Source organism: Ruegeria sp. AF2, assembly GCF_056542025.1.
Genome location: NZ_JBQFZC010000007.1, coordinates 1 through 23,813, shown reverse-complemented (window position 1 = coordinate 23,813; position 23,813 = coordinate 1). Strand labels below are relative to the sequence as shown.

7 protein-coding genes are annotated in these 23,813 nt (G+C 58.3%); 6 read left to right on the top strand and 1 reads right to left on the bottom strand.

Annotated features, from left to right (window positions below):
* The first annotated feature begins 188 nt into the window (after positions 1 to 188).
* The 3 genes from ACR0NM_RS17830 to ACR0NM_RS17820 are packed head-to-tail and all read left to right on the top strand — an operon-like array spanning position 189 to position 18,511.
* The gene (locus ACR0NM_RS17830; RefSeq protein WP_480615960.1) at positions 189 to 8,156 is read left to right on the top strand and encodes a SpvB/TcaC N-terminal domain-containing protein; all 7,968 of its coding nucleotides are present in this window, start codon (positions 189 to 191) and stop codon (positions 8,154 to 8,156) included.
* Positions 8,157 to 8,184: 28 nt separating this feature from the next.
* A complete protein-coding gene (locus ACR0NM_RS17825) occupies positions 8,185 to 15,132 on the top strand; it encodes a neuraminidase-like domain-containing protein (protein WP_480615958.1) in 6,948 nt (2,315 codons plus the stop codon).
* A gap of 19 nt (positions 15,133 to 15,151) precedes the next feature.
* Positions 15,152 to 18,511, top strand: a complete 3,360-nt coding sequence (locus ACR0NM_RS17820; RefSeq protein WP_480615956.1) for a Tc toxin subunit A-related protein — start codon at positions 15,152 to 15,154, stop codon at positions 18,509 to 18,511.
* 23 nt (positions 18,512 to 18,534) lie between these two features.
* On the opposite strand, the gene ACR0NM_RS17815 is transcribed toward ACR0NM_RS17820, so the two are convergent.
* The gene (locus ACR0NM_RS17815) at positions 18,535 to 20,064 is read right to left on the bottom strand and encodes a sulfatase-like hydrolase/transferase (RefSeq protein ID WP_480615954.1); all 1,530 of its coding nucleotides are present in this window, start codon (positions 20,062 to 20,064) and stop codon (positions 18,535 to 18,537) included.
* Between the two features lie 375 nt (positions 20,065 to 20,439).
* Between ACR0NM_RS17815 and ACR0NM_RS17810 the strand changes: the two genes are divergently transcribed.
* Genes ACR0NM_RS17810 through ACR0NM_RS17800 form a run of 3 tightly spaced genes read left to right on the top strand, consistent with a single transcriptional unit; the run spans position 20,440 to position 23,694 of the window.
* Positions 20,440 to 21,243: an inositol monophosphatase family protein gene (locus tag ACR0NM_RS17810; RefSeq protein WP_170626926.1), complete on the top strand. Its 804-nt coding sequence runs from the start codon at positions 20,440 to 20,442 to the stop codon at positions 21,241 to 21,243.
* A gap of 4 nt (positions 21,244 to 21,247) precedes the next feature.
* Positions 21,248 to 22,948, top strand: coding sequence for a Na/Pi cotransporter family protein (locus ACR0NM_RS17805; protein WP_480615952.1), 1,701 nt, complete (start codon positions 21,248 to 21,250; stop codon positions 22,946 to 22,948).
* Positions 22,945 to 23,694 carry an N-formylglutamate amidohydrolase gene (locus ACR0NM_RS17800; protein WP_480615950.1) on the top strand — a complete coding sequence of 250 codons (750 nt, stop codon included), beginning with the start codon at positions 22,945 to 22,947 and terminating at the stop codon, positions 23,692 to 23,694. The genes ACR0NM_RS17805 and ACR0NM_RS17800 overlap by 4 nt, the downstream gene beginning before the upstream one ends.
* Positions 23,695 to 23,813: the final 119 nt, after the last annotated feature.

Below are 23,813 nucleotides of genomic sequence, written 5' to 3'. Positions count from 1 at the left end.
CCGGCGCAATGAAACTTCGTAGCCTTGTCCAAGGCTTGCGAGGTTGTGCTTAACAACACAACCAGAACGGTATGGCAGACAATCGCCGATCCCATCTGATTGCATTGACCCAGCGGTTTCCGATTGCTTACCCTACGTAAAGCACCCCTGTGGCGCTGATATTTTTATGACGAATTTATGGTGGCCGAATGTTAGGCTCCACTCCCATTTCCCGACCCCAAAGGTCGGAAGCTTCCGCCATTTCAGGTGACAATGGCGCTGGCAAAGATGTGCTGTCGCTCAATCTGCCGAAAGGCGGTGGTGCAATCTCTGGTATAGGCGAAAAGATCAGCTCGAACCCGGTGACCGGATCTGCGTCCTTGACGATTCCGGTTCCTGTCAGTCCCGGGCGTGGTGGTTTCACACCAGAGCTGCAATTGACCTATGAGGCGGGTACCAGCAGCGGCATCTTCGGCTTTGGATGGTCGCTTTCGCTGCCCGAGATCACGCGAAAAACGGAAAAAGGCCTGCCCCAATACGACGATGCCGCCGGATCGGATGTCTTCCTGATTTCTGGGTCTGAAGATCTGGTGCCGCTGCTCGATTCTCAGGGGCCACAATGGGAAGATCGCGCGCGGTTTCCAGGTGTGACCATCCACAGGTTCCGCCCACGGATCGAAAGCACTTTTGCCCGCATTGAGCGGTGGACAGACGAGGCGTCGGGTATCGCGCATTGGCGTGTCACGTCGCGCGAAAACGTCACTTCGATCTATGGCGCGTCAGGCCTATCAAGGGTGGCAGACCCGGACGACCCCGCCCGTGTATTTCGCTGGTTGTTGTCCGAGACCTTTGACGACAAAGGCAACGCCATCCGATACGAGCATGTCGCCGAAGACGCAGTTGGCATCGATCAGGCGCAGGCGCACGAAGCCAATCGGTCCCGCACAGCCGAGCGGTACCTGAAACGCATCCGCTACGGCAATCGAGTCTCTCGTTTGGTTGATCCGGATGTGAATGCAGCTGGATGGCTGTTCACGGTCGTATTCGATTATGGCGAAGACCACCTGTTGCCAATCGCACCTGATCCCAACGTGGCGGCGGACGCGCAGCATGAGCTTGTCCATGCATCCGCTGATCCCGGCCGAAATTGGCAAGTGCGCCCGGACCCCACATCAAGCTACCGCGCGGGCTTTGAGGTTCGGCGCTATCGCCGCTGCCATCGAATTCTGACCTTTCATGATATCCCCGACTTGCCGACGGGCGAACCGGGCTATCGCGGTCTCGTGAAGGCAACCGAGTTTTCCTATGACGATTTCACCCCTCCCGGTGCTGACACTGATGACGAGCGTCAGCACCCCGGCAGTACGCGCTATGGCTCATTCCTCATGGCGGTCGCGCAGTCGGGCTTCGCTCCGGACGATACGGTTGCACCGCTCGATGTGAACGGAGCCACGTTCCTCGCCTACAGACGACAGGCAATTCCACCGGTGGAATTCACCTATAGCCGAGCTGAAGTGAACGATATTGTGCACGGCCTTGACCGCGAGCAGACCGAAGGTGCTCCGGCCGGACTTACCGATCCGGCAAACTGGGTTGATTTGGACGGTGACGGTGTTGGTGGAATTTTGACTTCGACCCCAGGTGCCTGGCATTACACTCGCAACCTTGGGCCAATGAACGGCACGGCGCGCTTTGCTGCCCCCGTGCTGGTTGCCGAGCGGCCTGCATTTGCTGAGTCAGGTCAATGGATGGACCTTGCTGGGGATGGTCGCCCGGATCTGGTGGTAATGGACCGGACAACCCCGGGGTTCCATGAGCGCGACGCGCAATCAGGTTGGTCCGACTTCCGCGCGTTTGAATATTGGCCACATATAGATGCGTCCAATGACAGCATGAAGATGGTTGACCTGACTGGCGATGGCCTTGCTGACATTCTTCTGACCGAGGACACCGCTTTTGTCTGGCACCCCTCTGAAGGCGAGGCCGGGTTTGGCCCCGCGCGCAGGCAAGCGCAGCCATGGAACGACACTGACGGACCCCGACTTGTGATTTCCGATCCGGAGGCTGCAATTTTTCTGGCGGATATGTCCGGCGACGGATTGTCTGATCTGGTTCGTATCCGCTGTGGTGAAGTCGCCTATTGGCCCAATTGCGGATATGGGCGTTTTGGCACCAAAGTGGCGATGGACGACGCGCCACAATTTGATCGCCCCGAAATGTTCGACCGCAGCCGCCTGCGCCTGACGGATATCGACGGCTCGGGCACCACCGACATTGTCTATCTGGGTGCAGAAGGTATCGACCTCTATTTCAACATGTCTGGCAACCGGCTTGCACCGCGTCGACGCCTAGGGAATGTGCCGCCGCTTGATACCGAAACTTCGGTTGATCTGCTCGATCTATTTGGAACGGGCACCGCCTGTCTTGTGTGGTCCTCTACTTTGTCCCGCGACGCAGGTCAGCCACTGCGTTACGTCGATCTGATGGGCGGACAAAAACCGCATCTTATGACCCGATATGTCAACAATTTCGGTGGCGAGACCGAGTTGCACTATGCCTCGTCGTCGCGGTTTTACCTGCAAGACCTTTATGAAGGACGCCCTTGGGCCACGCGCCTGCCGTTCCCGGTGCAGGTGGTTGATCGCATCGTTACACATGATCGTGTGGCGCAAACCCGGTTCGTATCTCGCTTTGCCTTTCACCATGGTCATTTCGACGGGGTCGAGCGCGAGTTTCGCGGGTTCGGCATGGTCGAACAATGGGACACCGAGGAATTTGCGACGCTCTCGTCAGATGCGCTGGGGCCACTGGCATCAAACGAAGACCCGGCATCTCATGTTCCGCCCGTACTGACCAGAACATGGTTTCATACCGGCGTGTATCTCGACCAAGGTAGTCTGCCCGATGTCTTGGCTGGTCTGCTTGATGGGCAGGATCGTGGGGAATACTGGCGCGCACCCGCTTGGCGTGACGACGATGTTGAAGCGCGACGGCGGCTTTTGCCAGACACGGTGTTGCCACCCGGATTGACAACCGGAGAAACCCGCGAGGCTGCGCGCGCGCTTCGCGGCACGGTGCTTCGGCGTGAAACCTATGCGCTCGATGGCAGGGCGGAGCCCGGCTATCCCAACGGTCACCCCTATCAGGTGGTCGAGCAAACGCAGACTGTGCATCTTCTGCAGTCCCGTGGACCCAACCGTCATGCCGTGTTTCTAACCCATGCCCGGGAAAGTCTAACCGCGCATTATGAGCGGATCCCCGATGACCCGCGCCTTCAGCATCAGGTCATACTGGAGGTTGACCCGTTTGGGACTGAACTGCGCCGCGTCGATCTCATGTATGGCCGGCAAACACCTGATCCGACGCTGACGCCTGAAGATCAGGCGCGTCAGGCGCTGTTACATGCGGTATTACACACGCGGCGCGTCACGGACCTGATCACGACAGATCAAACCTACCGCGCCCCGGTGTCATGTGAAGAACAAAGCTTTGAGCTTACCGGCTTAAGCCCAGCGCCGGGTACGCGTTTGTCCTTTGATGAGATCGAGACAGAGGCGAACGCTGCAGCCGATCTTGCTTATGAAGCGACCCCAACCGCGGGTCAGGTGCAGCGTCGTCTGATCGAACACCGCCGTCAGTATTTCCGGGATGATACGCTGGCCGGCCCACTGCCGCTTGGCCAGATGGGCAGTTTGGGGCTTTTCCATCAAAGCTTCCAACTGGCCTTCACGCCGGGTCTTGTCACGCAGGTTTATGGAGGCCGCGTTGGTGCGGCCGAGATGGCGCAGGCGGGATACACCGAGATTGACGGTGACGGCCAGTGGTGGCGGCCATCGGACCGTCAGCTTTTGTCGCCCTCAAGTGGTGATACGCCCGCGCAAGAGCTGGCATTTGCACGTCAGCATTTCTTTCGACCACATCGCCTGCGGGACCCGTTCCATCAGCCTGCGACACCTACGGAAACAACAGCCCGCTATGACGCTTTCGACCTGCTGATCGAGGAAACGCAGGACGCATTGGGCAATCGCATGTCGGCAGGGGTACGCTCGACCGGTCCAGCTGGCGCAAACACCGAACGCCGACAGGATTATCGCGTTTTGCAAGCCTCGGTATTGACCGATGAGAACGGTAATCGCAGCGAGGTGGTCTTTGACGCCTATGGCCGCGTGACCGGCATGGCCCGAATGGGCAAGGTCGATGGGCCCGACGAAGGTGACAGGCTGGATGGCTTTGATCCGACACTGGTGCCTGCAGCACGCACCCAAGTGCTGACTAATCCGCGTGGACCTGAAGCTCTGGCAGCACTTGGGCGCGCGACAATGCGTTATGTTTATGATCCCTGGGCCTATTATCACTCTCGTGGGGATCCTGTCCCATCACCCGTCATCGGTCTTTCCCTGCATCGAGAGGTTCACGACAGTGATCTTTTGCCGGGTCAAACCACCCCGTTCCTGGCCGAACTTACCTTTACAGATGGGATGGGGCAGGAAATTCAACGCAAGATTCAGGCCGAAGACGGTCCGGTCCCAACGCGTGATGGCTCGGGGAACATCCTGTTGGGTCCTGACGGTCGACCGGTTATGTCCGCATCGCCGTCGCCACGCTGGGTTGGTACCGGCTGGCAAGTGCGTAACAACAAGGGCAATATTGTTCGACAGTTCGAACCGTTCTTCACAGATCGCCCGACCTATGAGTCCGACATCCGCATTGGTGTAAGCCCAATTTTCTTCTACGACGCATTGGGGCGTGAGATCGGGATTCTGAACCCCGATCATACATGGAGCAAACACCGGTTTTCTGTTTGGGAGCAGACGACATGGGACCCGGGCGATACTGTACTGATTTCGGATCCCGCCCAAGACCCCGATCTTGGCGACCATTTCCGCAGGTTGCCGCAGGCTGCCTATTTACCCACTTGGCACGCGCTGCGAACCGATCCGGCGCAAGTGCAGGCGTTGGCTACCCGTTTCCCCGATCCCGAAGACCGGCAGCGCGCCACTGAGGCTGCATCGAAATCGGCGCTTTATCATGACACACCGATGCGGGCTTTGGCGGATACCCGTGGTGCGCTGATCGCGCGCCTCACCACGAACCGCACGCTCTACAGCAACGCGGCCCCGGGCACCCTACCGACCGAGACACCCCACCGCGTTGCGACCGAAATCGATATCGAAGGCAATACGCACCGCACTTGGGATGAGCTCGGGCGCGAGGTTCAGCGTACCGCTTTCGACATGCTCAGCACCGCCATTCGGACCGACAGTATGGAGGGCGGTACCCGTTGGCGGCTAACGGATGTAAGTGGCGAAACGGCGTTTACGTGGGATGCGCGCGACCACCGGCTGCGCCACGAATTCGATATATTGCGCCGACCCATCGCCACGCATCTAAGCATCAATGCGGGTCCTGAACTGCGGATCGATGAAACGATCTACGGAGAATCGCTGACGACACCCGAAGCCCTGAACCGCCGCAAACGCATTGCGATCAGCCGCGACCAATCCGGCACGATGGAAATTCTGGCCCATGATTTCAAAGGCAACCCAATCCGCAGCCAGCGGCAACTGGCGCAGGAGTTTCGCACCACGCTCGATTGGGCCGCATCCGTGGCGACTGAGCCCGAGATTTTCGCAGGGCAAACCCGCTTTGACGCGCTGGACCGTCCGGTCCAACTGGTGCCGCTGCAACCGCAAGGGCCGGGCGCGCGCATCCAGGTTGTGCAGTACCGCTATAACCCGTCCTCGCGGCTTGATCGGGTGGACACCTGGCACGCACGACCCGCGGCACCTGACACTTTATTGGATCCCGCCACTGCGGATCATGCCGTGGTCACAGGCATTGCATACAACCCTTGGGGCGACCGCGAACGCATCACCTATGGCAACGCGGTTGAAACAGAAATCCTACATGATCCGTTGACCCGTCTCACCGAACGCATCATCACCCGGCGCGATGCAATCGGATTTGGCTCGGACTGTCCGACACCGCCAGTTGCAGGCTGGCCAGGATGCCACTTGCAGGCGCAGCACATGATCTACGATGTGTCTGGCCACGTGACCCACATCCGCGACAGCGCGCAACAGCAGATCTTTTTCCGCAATCGCCGTGTTGATGCTTCTAACGACTATACGTTTGATGCCCTGCATCGTTTGATCGAGGCGACGGGCCGCGAACATCTGGGCCAGCAAGGCGGCGCACCCGGTGCCCACAGCTATAACGATGCCGCGCGAACCCGGCTGCCACACCGCAGTGATGGTTTCGCCCTTGGCCGTTATCTTGAGCGTTTTCACTATGACATTGCGGGCAACTTGATTGAGATGCGCCACCGGGGCTCTGATCCCGTGGCGCCCGGTTGGACGCGGACCTACACCTATGGCGAGGACAGCGATCTGGCCGCGGGGGTATCCTCGAACCGCTTAAGTCAAACATCGGTCGGTGCCTTGAATGATATCATCAGTCAGGGCGGCGATGGCTATGACGCGATGGGTAACATGTTGCGGCTTTCCCACCTCGATCAGATTGAATGGGATCACGACAACCAGCTGCGTATGTGTCGCCGTCAGGCAGTTGGACCGGGTGATACGGACGGCCTTGCCCATCAGGGGGACCGCACATTCTTTGTTTACGCATCTGACGGGACCCGCATCCGAAAAGTGACAGAAACCGCTGCAGGAGCCATCCGTCGCGAGACGATCTCGCTGGGCGGGTTCGACATTATCCGCGAACCGGGTGCAAACCCGCGGACCCGAGAGACCCTGCATGTGGGGGACGAAGCTGGCCGTATTGCATTGGTTGAGACGACGATCGCCGGTGGTGCGGTCAGCCGCGTCATTCGTTATCAGCACAGTAACCATGTGGGCAGTGTGGGGATCGAACTGGACGAGAACGGCAATGTTCTGTCTTACGAGGAATACAGCCCCTTTGGCAGTACCACCTATCAAGGCGTTGCCACCGCTGGCCTAGGTCCGAAACGTTTTCGATATACCGCGATGGAGCGGGATGCCGAAACCGGGCTTAACCATCATGGTGCCCGCTATGCCGCCCCTTGGCTCGGCCGATGGATCAGCGCCGATCCCATCGGAATTGAAGGCGGGCTGAACCTTTATGCCTATGCCTATAACAACCCGGTAACGCTCAACGATCCCGAGGGCACTGCGCCGCCCACTGTGCCCAACGGAGGCCTTGAAGTTGCATCGTTGCAGAAGGGTCTTGAGACGCTTGATGCGCTGGCGACTCAGGTCAGGAACACCGAAGGCAGCGTGCAGGAGTTCGCCCTTATCAAAGAGAACAACACGTTCAAGATATTGAAGGGCACGGCCACCAAGCCCGAGGTCTCGATTCCAAAGGGAACGACGGCTATCGCACACACGCACCCGCCCACTGCCATGGTTTCCTTTGCAGACGTCAACACCACCCATGCCCAGGGTGTGAAGGTCGCCGGAGTCCGGTCTCACCTGGTGGCGCATGGCAACGGCAATTGGACGCTGATCGAGATCCCGAAACAGGGAAACGGAATGTTGACCTCATTCGACACCAATACCGGCATGATAAAGGGCACCGTGCAAGTCTACCGCCCGGGCGCTGCGCCTGACACTGCGTCGATGGTGCAAAAAGTCGACACCATGAACATGGTGAACAAGCAAGGCAAAATCACCTCAATCTCCAAGCTCGCCAAAGCAATGCGGGGTAGCAAGGCAGTGTCGCAGACCCTGTCCGGGGGCCGCGCCATCCTAGGGGTCATGGGCCGTGGGCTCATGGTGATCGGTATGGCGGCCAGCGGCATTCAGGTTGGCACAGGGATCACTCAAATCGCCGAAGGCGAGACCGGCGTTGGCACTGCAAATGTGGTCGAGGGCACGGCCTCGGGCACTCTCAACGTGGTCTCGGTGTCGGGCAAGCTCGTCACGGGTGGTGGTGCCGGATCGGTCCTTGCCGCCGGACTCGCAGCTTTCGGCTCAATTGCACTGGCCGGAACCGAAGCTCGCTCCGCAATCAAAGGCGAAAAAACCGCCGCACGCGAAGCGGCCGATTTTTGGGTGGACGAAATCGACGCAGGCCATCGTCAGGGCGGCGTTGGCGGCTTTTTCCGACGGTCCGCTGGATACCTTGGCCTGGGCGCGGCAGGCACGATGTCGATCCTGCAAGGCCAGGGCATCAAAGGCCATTTGAAATGGTGAACGCAGTTGTCAGAAAGGGTACCTCCTCATGACCAAAGTTACGCATCCGCTAAAGCCCAGAATGCGCCGCGCTACGGTGGGCGATCTGCAATCCGCTTTGCTGGCATTGCTGCGTGAAGGCTTGCTGCTGGCCAATGATATCAGCGCGCGACGAGCGCTGGCCGATATCGTGTCGCGCGAAAAGGATGGCCGCACACCGACCTACGGAAAGGGCACAACTGAAGCCGTTCGCCTAGTTCAGAAAGAGGCCGATCTGTCCCCGACCGGCAGTGTCGACAAAAGAACGGCGGCTGTGATTAACGATCTGGTCGCTCGACTGGACACACCGACGGATTTTGGCACCTACCGTGTCAGCGGTCGCGTCATAAGTGCGCAAAGTGCGGCTGTTGATGGCCTTGCTGTTGTTGTTGTCGACAAAGGTGTCGGCGGCGACGTTGAACTGGGGAAGGCTACAACCGGTAAACGCGGTGCCTTCGAGATTGTGTTTGCCGGAGATCAGATCACCAAGCGCGGCAAGGATGCACCAGACCTTCAGGTGCAGGTGCGTTTGAATGACGATGTGGTTGCCGCTTCGGCGGTGGAATATGACGCCGGACCGGATTCCGAGCTTTCCGTGGTTCTGCCTGCTGAAAGTGCCGCAAAACTGTTGTCAGAACACGCCACACTGACCAAGGCGCTCTCTGGTCAGTTCAACGGTGCCTTGTCGAAACTTGAAGAAAGCGACACCCGTCAGGACATCACATATCTGGCCAATAAAACAGGTTGGGACGCGCGCGCCGTGGCACTGGCGTCGCTATCCCAACAGTTGTCTGACAAGACCGCTGGACGGCGTGGTCAACGCATCGACTCTGGCCTGTTCTATGCGCTTTTACGTGCAGGTGTTCCCGCCGATGACACCGCGGTTTTCCGCACGCCCCCTGCTAAAGTGGCGCAAATCTGGAAATCCGCGCTGGATGAAGGATTGATCGACGCCAAACTGGCGGATCAGATAGATGCCTCCCTTGCCCGATTTACCGAAGTTTCCGCGCGCGTGCGGCTGGATACGCCCCCTCCCGGGGCTTTGGCCGGAATGCAGCCTTTGCTTGCACTTTCGCTGACGCGGGATGACGAGCGTGAAACTTTTGCCGCGCTCCATGCGGCGCATGGTGATGATCTCGATACATTCTGGACCGAGGTAGAGGGTAAGTTGGGTCAGGACAAAGCCACCCGTTTGCAGACCGATGGCAAGCTTGCCTATCTGACGCTCAACAACTCCAAGCTGGTCGAACGCTTGCACCGTGACACCAATGGCGATGCGGACGGTACGTTGGGAGGCCTAGTGAAGGCGGGTTTTCATAAAGCCGATGCCTGGGCCGCGATCATGGATGATACCGACCCCGTGCCAGAGGCAGTTCAGGGCCGGGATGCCGCCGAAAGACGCGCCAACTATGCAGAATTCATGGCCGCTCAGGTGCGGCTGTCTTTCCCGACTGCGGTTGTTGCGGAAATGGTCCGGGCGCATGAGACGCCATTGGTCGATACAGGGCTGTCGAATAACGTGCATGATTTCCTCGCAAAACATGCCGATACCTTCCAGATAGGTCAGCAGCCCGTTGCGCGCTTTATTGCAAAAAATGCGCTGGACGAACCGCCAGAAGTGGTGCGCGAAATCTCACGCATTCAGCGGGTCTATCAGATCTCGCCCGACGACAGCAGTATGAATGCCATGCTGGCTGCAGGGTTGGATTCGGCCTATGCGGTCGTGGCGCTGCCACAAGATGAGTTCCTGCGCGCCCACAAGGCCGTTTTGAACGAGGCCGTCGCGATGCAGATCTACCGCAAGGCCGAACAGGTTCATGGGGCGGTTCTGAATCTGGCCACCGCTTATATGACTCACCGGATGATGCCAGCGATCGGCCCCAGCGTGGGCGCTGCTGACGGGTTTTTGAACCCTACCCCGGGCGGGTCGGACAATTTTGGCGATGTGCTCGCATACTCCACACTAGAAGAGCTTTTCGGTTCGATGGATTATTGCGGATGCGAGCATTGCCGGTCAGTCCTCAGCCCCGCAGCCTATCTTGTCGATCTTCTGCTGTTTCTCGATCGCCCCGCGACCGAGATTCCGAACGGCTTCACCAATCCACTTGATGTGTTGCTTGATCGGCGGCCTGATATTCAACACCTGCCTCTGACTTGCGAAAACACTCTGACGCCTGTGCCATACATCGACTTGGTGAACGAGGTGCTTGAGCATTTCGTTGTCAACGGCATGTCTTTGGGTGGATATCAGGGTCATTCGACCGATGGTCAAACACCGCCTGAAGAGTTGTTGGCCAGCCCTCAATTTGTACGCGATGCCGCCTATGCCACGCTGGCCACCGCCCAGTTCCCCACCCCATTGCCGTTTGACCGTTCGTTGGAGGCACTGAAGGCCCTGTTCAATCGTTTCGACGCGCCTTTACATCGGGTTATGGCCGACTTGCGTTCGTCAGACGCGCTGGACGATGCACCGTACGGATGGCGCGACATCTGGCTGCAGCGCTTGAACATCTCGCGCGGTCTCAACGCCGTCCTGACCGAAAGCGTGTCGGTTGCCGGGTCAGCGCGACCCGATCTGACAGTGCGTTCGCTTTATGGTTTTGATGCGGGTGCCAGCGCAGCCGAAGTGCGTGATGGCTTGGAAAGCGTGCGCGACCTGTGCCGCCGCACCGAGATCACGCCGGTTGATCTCGTGAACATCCTAAAGACCGAGTTCGTGAACCCCGGAGCCGCGCTGATCCCGAAGCTTGAGCATCTTGGCCTGGGCTTCGACGATATCCGGGCCTTCCGGGACGGCGCGATCAACTTCGCAGAACTACAAAGCCGGATGGCGGCAGGGGTCGAGCCTGAACGCTTTGGGGGTGATATCGAGGCATGGTTGCTTGATGACACTACTTTCGACCGGATCATGGGTCTGATCGTGCTTACAAATCCGCAAGACCCGTCGGATATGTGCGACCTAAGCGCGCTTGAATTGCGTCACCCAGACCCTGATCCGCTGTCCAACCGCCTTGAATGGAATGACTTTAACCGGATTAACCGGTTCGTCCGCCTGTGGCGTGTTCTGGAACTTAGCATTGCCGACACGGATGCTATCATCTCGGCGCTTTATCCGACGAACCAGATGCCGGACGGTGCCGACGCGCAGGTAGACCTGGCTCGCATGGACGCCGGTTTTGCCGAGCTCCTGCCACAGTTGGGCATCGCCATGTCGGCCCTTGATGCGCTGGAGCTAAGGCCCGAGGACGCGCTGCGCCCGATCCTGGCCCTCTTTGGACCAATCAGCACCAATGGAACCGCCGCGCTATTCCGTGAAATGTTCCAGCGGCCTGCTCGCGAAAACCCCGCCTTTGCCGAGGACGGTTTTGGCGGTGTGCTTACAGACCCTGCGGCCCTGTTGCTGCCCGAGGTTGAAACCTTGCGCGCGGCCTTTTCATTGACGGGTCCGGAATTTAACCGGATCGTCGCTGTTTTGGGGTTCGATGACACGACACCCCTGACCATCGAGACGGTCAGCGCAATCTACCGTCGCGGCTGGTTGGCGCGCGTGCTTGAGCAAAGCGTGCCGGGATTGGAGCGTTTGCTGCAAGCCACCGGTCTTGACCCTTATGGCCCGCAAGACGCCACTGCACCCGCTCTGTTGACGGTTATCGATCTGGTGCATCGCCTGTCCGAGCTAGGCCTGTCGCTGGAAACAGCGCTGGCGCTGCTGTTGAACCATGACCCAAGTGGCCAGACGACACCGCCCGCAGAAAACATCACGACCCTGGCGCGCGATCTGCGTGCAGGGTTTGCGGCGATCACCAATGACTTTGTTCTGGTGGACGATCCCGATGGCGGTATTGCCCGGTCCCACATGGCTCTGGTCTATGGGGCCGAAGCGACCGAGCAGTTCTTCGGATATCTGGAAGCCACATCCTCGGCCGAGGTTACCTATGACCATTCTGCCCCTGCGCTAGAGCCGGTGATCCTGGCCGAGGCGCCCGATCAAATCGCTTATGACGATTTCCGCAAGGTTCTGGTTTTCAACGGGCTGATGTCGACCACTGTCAGAGATGCCCTGCAGGCCGTCGCCGGGACACCTGCTGCCTTCGCGCCAGCAATTGACGCTTTGTTCAACGCCAGCGAGGCACAATCACAGCCATTCTTCACCCGCTTCCCCGAGCTGCTCCCGCTTCACGACGCATACCGCAGCTCAACTGCGTCAAAGGCCGAGGCCTATCGTGCCCTGCTTGAAGGAATCCTGCCGCAGCTGATCTCAAGACGGAAACGCCAGGTAGCGCTGCAGCTTCTGGGTACCGCGATCGAGGTTGAGGCTGATCTGGCAGCCGTCCTGTTCGAAAAGGCCGAGGTTCTCCATGCGGCGACTGATCCGGCCAGCTCCGCGCTTGAGGATGCCCTGATGCTCGAATCCGGGGGTCTGAGTGCTGAAATCAGCGATGGCCCGGCCCACACTGCACCGCCTGCGCGGGTCGAAACCTTATCTGGCGCGATTGATTTCGCCTCCACTGGAACAGTGCTGCCAGACAATCAAACCACACCAGGTTCTTCGATTTCGATCCAGTTACGGGGATATCTGGAAGCGCCTGAAAACGGATTCTTCAACATTGCTGTCGAAGCTGATGCGGGCGCGACCGTGACACTCAGCATCGCAGGCGAACCTGTTCCTCTGACCGAGGCGGGCGGCATATGGTCAAACACCAACGCGATCGAGCTTCGCGCAGGCACTTTGGTCGAAATCGCGCTGGGCGTGGCCAATGTGACCGACCGACTGGCGTTGCGTTGGAGTGCACCGGGCCGAGGAACTGAGGTCATCGGCGCTTCGCATCTCTACCCGGCTGATCCGGTATCGCATCTGGGCGCGGCCTACTTGCGCACGCGCCGCATTGCCCGGTTGTCCGAAACGCTGAAACTTGACGTCGCTGAGATCTTGCACCTGACGACACATGGCGATTTGCAGATTGCGGGTGCGGCCTGGCCAAACAGCCTGCCCGTCACCGGCACACCTGATGATCCGACCTCTGCCGCGCTGATGGGGGTGCTAACGGCCCACCTGCGCATGGCGCGATTAAAGGCGGCTTATGCCCCTGAAAATGCCCGGCTGGTCTCGATAGCCGAGAATCCAGCAGTCGCCATAGCCGACGCCGAGGCTGAGTTGTTCCAAGTCACGCGCTGGGATCCCGTGGATATCGCCGCCCTGTTGGTACATTTCGGACTCACCCCAGCCGATATTGGCGATCTGGCCGTTCTGGAGCGGCTTCATGACATCGCCGAATGGCTGACGGCACTTGGGATTCCGGCGACAGCGCTTATCGCTGCCGCAACACCCGCCCCAACCGGACCCATTGTGCGGAATTTCCGCGCCGCCCTTCGTGCGCGTTACAGCCCGGATGACTGGCTCAAAATCCTGCAACCGATCAATGACCGCCTGCGCAAGCGCCAGCGTGATGCATTGGTGGCGCATATCCTGCACGATCTGCGCGGGCGTCCGGATGCGGCGCATATCAACACGCCCGAAAAATTGTTCGAATACTTCCTGATGGACGTGCAGATGGAGCCGTGCATGCTCACTTCGCGGGTTCGTCACGCATTGTCCTCGGTACAGATCTTTACCGAGCGCTGCCTGATGAACCTTGAACCCCGTGCGGCTGCATCCAGCCTTCGATCCAAGCATTGGGAGTGGATGAAGCGTTACCGCGTGTGGGAGGCAAACCGGAAAATCTTCCTGTACCCTGAAAACTGGATGGAGCCGGAATTGCGCGACGACCAGTCACCCTTCTTCCGCGAGGCGATGAGTGAATTGCTGCAGGGTGACATCACCGAGGAACGCGCAGCCACCTCGCTGATCGGGTATCTGCAGAAACTGGAAGAGGTCGCCAAACTGGAAGTATGCGGTCTCTACCAGATCGAGGGCGATCCGGGTGCAGCAGACGATGTGCTGCACGTCATCGGGCGGACCGCCGGGGCCAAGCGCAGTTATTATCACCGAACCCGTGCCTACGGCTCGTGGAGCGCGTGGGGGAAAATCCCGCTGGATATCGAGGATAATCCGGTCATGCCGCTGGTCTGGAACAATCGTCTGTTCCTGTTCTGGATCAAGATGATGCCGGAAAACACGGCACAAGGAACACCCAATGCGGGATCAGGCCCGCTGGCCGAGGTTGAGGCGTCATCGTTGATGGATGTTGATGAACCCACCTTTGACGTCAAGGTCATGCTGAACTGGACTGAACGGGTGGATGGCGTGTGGCAACCGCCGCGCAGTTCGGATCCTGATGAGCCCCTGTTGCTGCGCGAAAACGTGCCAGCCCGAGAGATGCGCAATTTCCGCAAAGGCATCCGCCTGTCTTCATTCCCATGGACCAACGGGATGCGGATATCGATCTCGTACAAGGATTGGCTGGGCGTTTCGTTCTTTATGTACAACACGTTTAGCACACCCGATACGCGCTCACCCAAGAAGGCGCCGCATTTCTTGCCGAAACGTATTACGTCGACCGGGTCAAACCGCCTTACAGCGATCTATTCCAATGACGGGATCACGCATCGGTTGCTGTCCAATAAGGCGCCCGATCAGGCCACACAGCCGCATCACCCGACCAATGGAGAAGCCTGGGAGTCGCCGTTCTTCTATGCCGACCCGCGACATGTGTTCTACGTGTCCACGAAGCAGCGGATCGTCGAAGTTGTGACCTGGCTTGATTTTGGCCGCGTGGCCGAAGTTGACCCGACAATCGATACCATGGTGCTGGCGTTTGAGCCGTTTGCCGAGCAGCCCGACCGGATTGAACGGGTGACTGCAATCCCCGGCTTTGGCAGCGCCGACCTGAGCACTCTTCGTGCATTCGTGACCGAAGACGCCTTTGTCCATACAGCGCTGGGCACCGGTGGCACGGTCCGCTTTGGCGACCGCGACATCGGCCCGATGGGCAGCACCGTCCGCATGCGTCGCACTTGATCCGGAAAGGACTTTGATCATGGATACCAGCAAGATCAGCACTTACGGCTATCATCACCTGCTTGATCAGGACATTTTCGGCCCCCAGAAGATCAAGCTTATCAGCTATGAAAAACACTGGAACTACACGTTTGAAAACTTCTTCCACCCCTTCGTGTCGGAGTTGATCGAGCGTCTGAACATACAGGGTGTGCCCGGGATGTTGTCCCCGGAGTTTCACAAAAGCTTGCGCAAGTCATTCTTCAATTCCCTCTATTCCCCGCAGGAAACCGACAAGATCGACATCCATTCGTTCCCGAAGGAAATCGACACGCGGATGGGTGGGCCTTATGCCAACTACAATTGGGAACTGATGTTCCATGTGCCGCTGACCATTGCGGTGCACTTGTCCAAGACCCAACGTTTCGCCGAAGCGCAACGCTGGTTCCATCTGATTTTCGATCCGACCGAGAATGACCCCGATGTACCGGTGCCCACACGCTATTGGCGTTTCCTTGCCTTTCGCGAGGGCGAAGCTCAATCCATCGATACGTTGTTGACCGTGCTCAGCAAACCAAACGACGAATGCACCGACGCGGAGCTGGCCGAGAAAGAAGCGATCCTAAATGGGTATGAAGCGGTGCGAAACACCCCGTTTCAGCCCTTTGCAGTCGCGCGCACACGGACGATTTCATTCATGATGCACGTGGTGATGAAGTACCTCGACAATCTGATTGCCTGGGGTGACAACCTGTTCCAGCAATTCACGCGCGAAGCCATCATGGAAGCGCTGCAGATCTATGTGCTCGCCTCGAACTTGTTGGGCGACAAGCCGCAGCGGTCACCTGCGGGTGGAACAACCACGCCACGCACCTTTGCGCAGCTTCGGGCGCAAGGGCTTGATCCGATGGGCAATGCATTGGTCGAGCTTGAAGGCGCGTTCCCCTTCAATTTCACAACGCCAACAGGTGCGGGCACCAGCGACAGCGCTGCGCCGTTATTCGGTATGGCCCGCACGTTGTATTTCTGCATCCCGCATAATGAAAAGCTGCTGGGTTATTGGGATACGGTTGCCGACCGTCTGTTCAAAATCCGCAACTGTATGGATATCGAAGGGCAGGTTCGTCCGCTTGCCCTGTTCGACCCGCCGATCGATCCCGGAATGCTGGTCAAGGCGGCGGCGGCTGGGCTGGATATCGGCTCTGTCGTTTCGGGTTTGAATCAACCGGTCAGCCCCGTCCGCTCGCGCGTGTTGATCGAGAAGGCGGCGGAATTGGCCGGAGAGGTCCGCAATATCGGGTCGGCCTTGCTGACCGCCTTGGAAAAACGCGACGCCGAGGCACTTGCCCTGTTGCGGCAAGGTCACGAAGTCAGCTTGCAGAAACTGCAGGTCGATCTTCGTTACCTTCAATGGAAAAACACCGAGGCAGCGACGCAAGCCCTGATCGGCAGTCGTGGCGCGGCGCTTGAGCGATTGAACTACTACAAGCGCCTGCTGGGTCAGGAGGCTGATCCAAATGCGCCTGAAACCCTTGAGTTGACCCGTCAAACCCTGACAAAGGCCAATTTTGATGAAGCGTATGAGGCGCTTGTTGCGCAATATGACGTCCCGGTTCAGCGGCTCGAGTTTCCCGATCTTGAGCGCCCGGGCGATGGCGACGGCGCACAAACGTCGGGTCAGACCGGGGGCGGAGACCTTCACCTGTCTAAGAAAGAGGATGAAGAGCTTAATACTCTGCTGCCAATAGCCCGTGACACAACGCTGGCCAAATCGGTATTCCACTCAATTTCAGCAACCCTTACCCCGATCCCCGACCCGAAACTTGATCTGCACTATTGGGGTCTCGGCGGCACCATCGATTTTAAGGTGGGAACCGTGCTGTCCTCGGTCATGCGGATCGCGGGGGATGTTTCCGGGATGATCGCGGACTGGAACCGTGATCAGGCCGGGATGGCGGCCCGCACTGCCGCCTATGAACGTCGCGCCGATGAATGGATATTGCAGCACAATCTGGCGGCCCATGATGTGATGCAGATCGGGCGTCAGATTCTGACATCGTTGATCGCGGAACAGGCGCAGCATCGCGAATATCTGAACTTGAAGAAGGCAATCCGTCTATCAGAGCAAACCCGCGATTTCTTGCAGGACAAGTACACCAACGAAGAGCTCTATGGCTGGCTGCAAGGCGAGTTGTCAAAGCTGTATTACGAGTACTACCGCTTTGCCTTCGATACCGCGCGACGCGCCGAGCAGACCATGAAAGCCGAACTGATGCGGCCCGAGCTGGATCAGAAAACTCTGGTGCAGTTCAACTATTGGGATGGCGGTCGCAAGGGGCTTCTTTCAGGCGAGGCGCTGCTGCTGGACGTCAAGCGGATGGAGCTTGCGTATCACGAGCACAATCGCAACGAATACGAGCTGACCAAACATGTCAGCCTGCTGCAAATCGATCCGTTGGCTCTGGTCAATCTGCGAAGAACAGGTCGGTGTACCTTTAAAATCCCCGAGGCGCAGTTCGATCTGGATGGGCCGGGCCACTACTTCCGCCGGATCAAGAGTGTTGCGCTCAGCCTGCCCTGTGTTTCCGGGCCCTATATCGGGACCCATGCGAAACTTGTGCATCTCAAGAGCAGCATCCGGCAGCGACCGGACATCGGGGATGGCTACGTTCGCACGGGACCCGAAGACAACCGCTTTGCCGATAACCACAGTGCGGAAAGCAATGTGTTCAGTGCGGCACAGATGGAAACCGGTCAGTTCGAGGGCATGCCTGATGATCGCTATTTACCATTCGAGAATGTGGGCGCAGTCAGCGAATGGCGGCTAGAGCTGCCGGCGGACCCAACGCAGGGCGATCCGCAACAGTTCGACTATGACACGATCTCGGACGTCGTCTTGCACCTGCGCTACACTGCGCGGGATGGCGGTGGACCCGTGCGCAATGCGGCGGTTGATCATCTGAAAGCCGATATCGCGGCAGACGGGACTGTGGGCAATGTGCGGCTATTCTCACTGCGGCACGAGTTCCCGACAGAATGGGCACGCTTCCGCCGCGAAACACCCGCTGCGGGTGGGCGTCACGAGCTGCGGCTGACACTCCGACCCGAGCACTATCCCTATTGGTCGGCTGGTCGCCTCACGACGCTCAAACGGTGCGATCTTTTTGCTGAAAGCAGTCTGGATGCTGCTCCGGCAACAATCACGGTGTCTGATCGTTCTGATACCAGCGACGGAGGTGTGGTTCAGGACACATTGACCCGCCGTCCGGAACTGGGCGATCTGGCGGTTGGTCAGTTGGCGACGGTTCCGTTACCCGCAGGCCCAACGGGTGAGATCGTGCTGTTTTTCGAAACCGCAGAGTTCGAGGATATGCTGATGACTGTAACCTGGGGTGGTTGACGATCCTCAGCCATATAGGAACGTCACGGATGGCGCGGACCATCCGGGGTGATCATCCAGTTTGACAGGGTCTTGTCCATTTTCCGCATCCGGTGGCGCAACATGTCGCGTGTCATGCGTGCCAATGTGGCGGCGTGTTCAGGATGTTCTGCCACGTTCTCCATCTCACCCTGCCCTTCACCGTCAAACAGCATGGGCGGAAGATCAGCCGCAAACTCAACCAATGTAAACCGGTTGTCGCGCAGGATGCTCAGGCAGCTGTCCTCTAACCCCGTTTCCAGTTCGCGTTGCCAGCGGGTTGGGTTCAGCGGATCAGCGAAGTCCAACTCCGAGAATGAATAGCGGCGCCAGTCAGCCGGGGTTGAGGATTCACTCTGAAGGAAGGGCAACAGCGAATGCCCATTCATGGAATCCGGTATTGTCTGCCCGATCCACTCGAGAATCGTCGGAACGATATCAATCGATTCCGTGGGTGCCTCGACCCGTTTACCACGGGCTCCATCGGGCATGCGCACGATCAAGGGTGTATGATAGGCCGCATCATAAACCGACATCTTACCCCAACTGTGCCGATCCCCCAGCATCTCGCCATGATCTGCGGTGACCACCAGCATTGTGTTGTCGTACTGCCCTGTCTCTTTCAAAAACGAAACCACGCGGCCGATATGATGATCTACCTCCGTGGCAAGACCCAGATAGATCGAACGCAGCGTCTGCACTACCTCGTCCGTCGGTTCAAGGTCCGGGAAACCTTCAACAAACCCGGCAACCGTGCTGTTGGCCCGTGCCGGAGCGAAAAACGGATGCAACGCCTCTTCGGCCTCGGCGGTTAGCAGTCGCGATGGCAATGGTAGCGAGGCAGGGTCATACATTCGGTTATATGGTGCCGGGGCTACCAGCGGTGGATGCGGGCGAATGTAGGTCAGATGTGCAAACCATCCCCTGTCATCATCCGCATACGCCGGCATGGATTCCAGAAACCGATCGGTTAGAAAGGCGGTATCGCTATCCTCGGCTGCGTAGAAGGCCGGGTCATTCAGTGCAGGCTGGCCGCCATCGGGTGCGACCGGTTTGAACACGTCAATATAGTTTTCGAACTCATATCCACGGTTTTTCAGATGAGAACGCCATGGGAATGACATCTCCAACCGCATTTCCAGCATTTCCTGAAAACCGGCCATGTGGAATTCATATGACCTGAGCGCCGGGTCTTTTGCATCAAACACGCGCGGGTCCTGTGATGTGTCGGTATATCCAAACAGCATCGGCAGATACCCTGCCTTGCGCATCTCGCTGGCGATGGTCGGTGCATCGTGGCGCAGGGGCGTGCCGTTTCGTACCGACCGGTGGTTCATCGCGTATTGCCCGGTCAGCAATGAGGCGCGCGATGGCCCGCAGGGGTTGGTAACGGAAAAGTGCCGCGTGAAAGAAACACTGTCCTCCATCAACGCGCGCATGTGAGGCAGGTCAACATGGGCCTCCAATGCCCCAAACAAACAATCCGCCCGCATCTGGTCGGTAATGATAAACAGGACGTTGTGTTTGTCTGTCATATCCCGGTGCTCCTGATCGCTGAACCGAATCCTTGGCCCTGCGCGTGTATTCCTGCCAAAACTACGCGGCGGTATTGCCTGCTTTGCCTCGGAATGGCGATACCCACCGCTCAAAAATCCACAAACGAAACCGCTAATCAACCAAAAACGGAATAATTTGGTTGAATAAGTTGTTTTTTGTGGGTTAATGTTGCTGTGCTGTGTGGGGTTTTGTGACGTTGATGCTTAAAAGATGTTGCGTAATGCAGCATCGCAGAGTGACGATACAACCGGAACACCCATGTGCAATGGCGATCCGTTAGTCATCCAGTTTACCTGTACCATGACGGCGTCTCTGAATACTGCTTAAGGCATTGCAATGATGGACAAAAACAGATGCTAACCCCACCTAATACCGTTGCAACGCCCGAAGGTACGTCAGATATCGCGATTCACGCCGCCGAAATCGCCAATATCGCTGCGCAGGCTGCGCGCGGGTACTTTCGGGGACGTTTGGGGGTTGAGTTCAAGGCGGACGAAAGCCCGGTCACACAGGCGGACAAGGGTGTCGAGGCCGTGGTGCGACAATATTTGGCTGAGAACTTTCCAGATGACGGTATCTTTGGCGAAGAACAGGGGTTCGAAGGTCAGGATCGGCAGAATGTCTGGATTGTAGATCCCATTGACGGCACCCGATCATTCCTGTCGGGGCATCCGTTGTTTGGGTTCCTGTTGGGATATCTCACGAATGGTGTTCCCCGGTTGGGGGTCATCGGCATGCCTGCCCTGAACGAATTTCTGATCGGCATGAAAGGTCAAGGGGCCACACTGAATGGCAAGCCTGTCTCGGTCAGCGTTACACACCAATTGAGCGACGCAGTTTTTTTCGTCAACGAAGGCGACAAGATTTACCGGGATCATCCGGCCCTGTTTGATCGGTTGATGAATTCGGGACAGACCCGACGCTTCGCCTATGACTGCTACCCGCATGCACTACTTGCGATGGGCCATGTGGATGCGGTCATCGATTATGATCTGCAGCCTTATGACTATCTGCCGGTTTCCGCCGTAGTTGAAGCTGCGGGCGGGATCATGAGCGATTGGGAGGGTAAGCCGCTAGGTCTGAACTCCGACGGCCGAGTCATATCGGCGGCCACGCCGCAACTGCATTCCGAGCTGCTTGATCTGGTGAACGGATAACGGAATGGCGATTGTCAGTTTCCTCATAAGTCTGGCTGGTGCAACGATGCTGCTGCTCTACGCTGTGCGCATGGTGCGCACGGGCATCGAGCGTAGCTATGGTGCATCGTTTCAGCGGGTGATGACGGGGCAGCGCAGCTATGTGCAGGCCTCGATGGTAGGGCTTACAATGGCCGTCGTCTTGCAAAGCTCGGCCGCGGTTGCATTGCTGACCTCCGGATTTGCGGCGGGCGGGATGTTGGCCTTTCCGACCGGGCTCGCGATGGTTCTGGGTGGCGATCTCGGCTCGGCGCTGATCATTCAGGTTCTGTCCTTCAAACTGGATTGGTTGGTGCCGCTACTGCTTGCGGTCGGCGGCTATCTGTTCGTCAAGACAGAGGCCAAGAAACCGCGCCAGTTGGGCCGTATTCTGATGGGTGTCGCATTTATACTGATCTCACTGCGTTTTCTGCGCGAGGCGATGGACCCAATCCGTGACAGCGCCTTTCTACCCGCCATCGCCGAGTATCTTGCGCGTGATTACATCACAGCGTTCCTAGTCGGTGGAGCGCTGGCCTTTGTCATGCATTCTTCGGTCGCTGCGATCTTGATGTGTGTGACCCTGGTGCAAATCGGGGCGATCCCGTTTGCCGCCGGGCTCTCGCTGGTGTTGGGTGCTAATTTCGGGTCCGCCTTCATCCCGGTTTGGCTGACACGCGGCATGGCCCTGTCTGCAAGGCGCATTCCCTTCGCTAATCTGGCGCTGCGGGGCAGTTGGTCAATTGTCTCGCTGTTTGCTGCCAACCTGGCGCTGCGAACCGGAGTATTGGGCGATCTGCAAGGCGGGCAGATGCTGGTGAATGCACATCTGATTTTCAACGCCTCGCTTCTGGTTCTGGCCCTGCCGTTCTGCGGCATGCTGCGCGCGCCATTCGAAAAACTGCTGCCCGATCCGAAAAGTCCTGAAAGCAGCGCGCAGCCCGGGCAACCGATCAGCGCACTTGATCTCGAGTCCCTCAGCAGACCCAATCAGGCCCTGTCTAACCTCAAACGCGAGCTTCTGCGGATGAGCGACATGGTTGGCTCGATGTTCCGGCCTGCGCTGGAGCTTTATCGCAGCGGCGACAAGGAGCAGATCCGGGCCATTCGGGACATGGATACTGATGTGAACGATTGCCTTTCTGGTATCCGGCAATATGTGGCGGCTATCCCCGCTGATGCGTTCGGCAAGGAAAATGCCAAGATTGCGCGGGACCTAATGGAATATGCCATTCGCCTGGAAACCGCGGGCGACGTGGTGGCCAAACGCCTGACGGCATTGGCGGATGACATGCGCAAAAAGGGGGCCGCGTTCTCGAAAGAAGGTTGGTCAGAGCTGGTCGAAATGCACGAGGGGATTGTGGCCAACCTGAAACTGGCCTCGAACGTGCTGATCTCGGACGATCTGGAAAGCGCGCGTCTGCTGAGCCTGGAAAAAACCGAAATCAAGCGGGCCGAGCGTGACAGTCGCAAACGCCACCTTAAACGCTTGCAACATGGCAGCGCAGAAAGCTTTGAAACCAGCGACATCCACCTCGAAACGCTGCGCGCCTTTCGCGAATTCAACAGTCACATCGCGGCCGTCGCCTATCCGATCCTGTATCGCAACGGGCAGTTGCTTGAAACCCGCCTGATCGAAGAATTCCCACAGATGGAGCAGGACGCTGATACTGAGGTCAAAGGGTGACGGATTCAGTCGAAATCCTGAACGAGACGGGCATTGGGCGCGTCGTTCTGCTGTGTGAACATGCAAGCAACCGCATTCCGGCAGAGTTTGATGATTTGGGGTTGTCCGCATCCGCGCGCGTCAGCCATGCTGCTTGGGATCCGGGCGCAATGGCGCTGACACGGGCGCTGTCGACAGCGCTTGATGCTCCGGTCGTGGCCTCGACCGTCTCGCGATTGGTCTATGATTGCAACCGTCCGCCCGAGGCGGCAAGCGCAATGCCCGAGAAATCAGAACTGATCGAAGTGCCGGGCAATGTGGGCCTCGATCAATCGCAACGCGATGCACGTACCCAGGCAGTGTATGCCCCGTTCTGCCAGGCTGTAGCACAGGTTCTGGATGCGCGCGGTCCGGATACAGTCGTTGTGACTATTCACTCCTTCACGCCAGTCTATTTTGGTAAGCCGCGCGCGGTTGAACTTGGACTTCTCCATGACGAGGACAGCCGTCTGGTCGATGCCATGCTGGATCATATGGATCAGATCCCGCATCGCCGCACGGAACGTAATCAGCCCTATGGCCCCGCTGACGGTGTAACGCATTCGCTCCGTCTTCATGCGCTGAGCCGGGGGCTGGCCAGTGTGATGATCGAAGTACGCAATGATCTTTTGGGCAATGAAATACAGGTTGCCAACATGTCCCGGGACATACTGGCGCTGCTTGAACCGGCGCTGAACGGTATCACGATCAGGGAGGACGCATCGTGAGCGCGACACTGACATTTGAGCATTTGAAGGCTGAGGTTTCGTCTGGCGAGATTGATACGGTATTGGTTTGTCTGGTTGACATGCAGGGCCGTTTGATGGGGAAGCGGTTTCATGCGGGT

Excerpts from the sequence above, each read along its gene's own strand:
- ACR0NM_RS17820 (WP_480615956.1), top strand. The coding sequence starts at position 15,152 with ATGGATACCAGCAAGATCAGCACTTACGGCTATCATCACCTGCTTGAT.
- ACR0NM_RS17815 (WP_480615954.1), bottom strand. The coding sequence starts at position 20,064 with ATGACAGACAAACACAACGTCCTGTTTATCATTACCGACCAGATGCGG.
- ACR0NM_RS17825 (WP_480615958.1), top strand. The coding sequence starts at position 8,185 with ATGACCAAAGTTACGCATCCGCTAAAGCCCAGAATGCGCCGCGCTACG.
- ACR0NM_RS17830 (WP_480615960.1), top strand. The coding sequence starts at position 189 with ATGTTAGGCTCCACTCCCATTTCCCGACCCCAAAGGTCGGAAGCTTCC.
- ACR0NM_RS17810 (WP_170626926.1), top strand. The coding sequence starts at position 20,440 with ATGCTAACCCCACCTAATACCGTTGCAACGCCCGAAGGTACGTCAGAT.
- ACR0NM_RS17805 (WP_480615952.1), top strand. The coding sequence starts at position 21,248 with ATGGCGATTGTCAGTTTCCTCATAAGTCTGGCTGGTGCAACGATGCTG.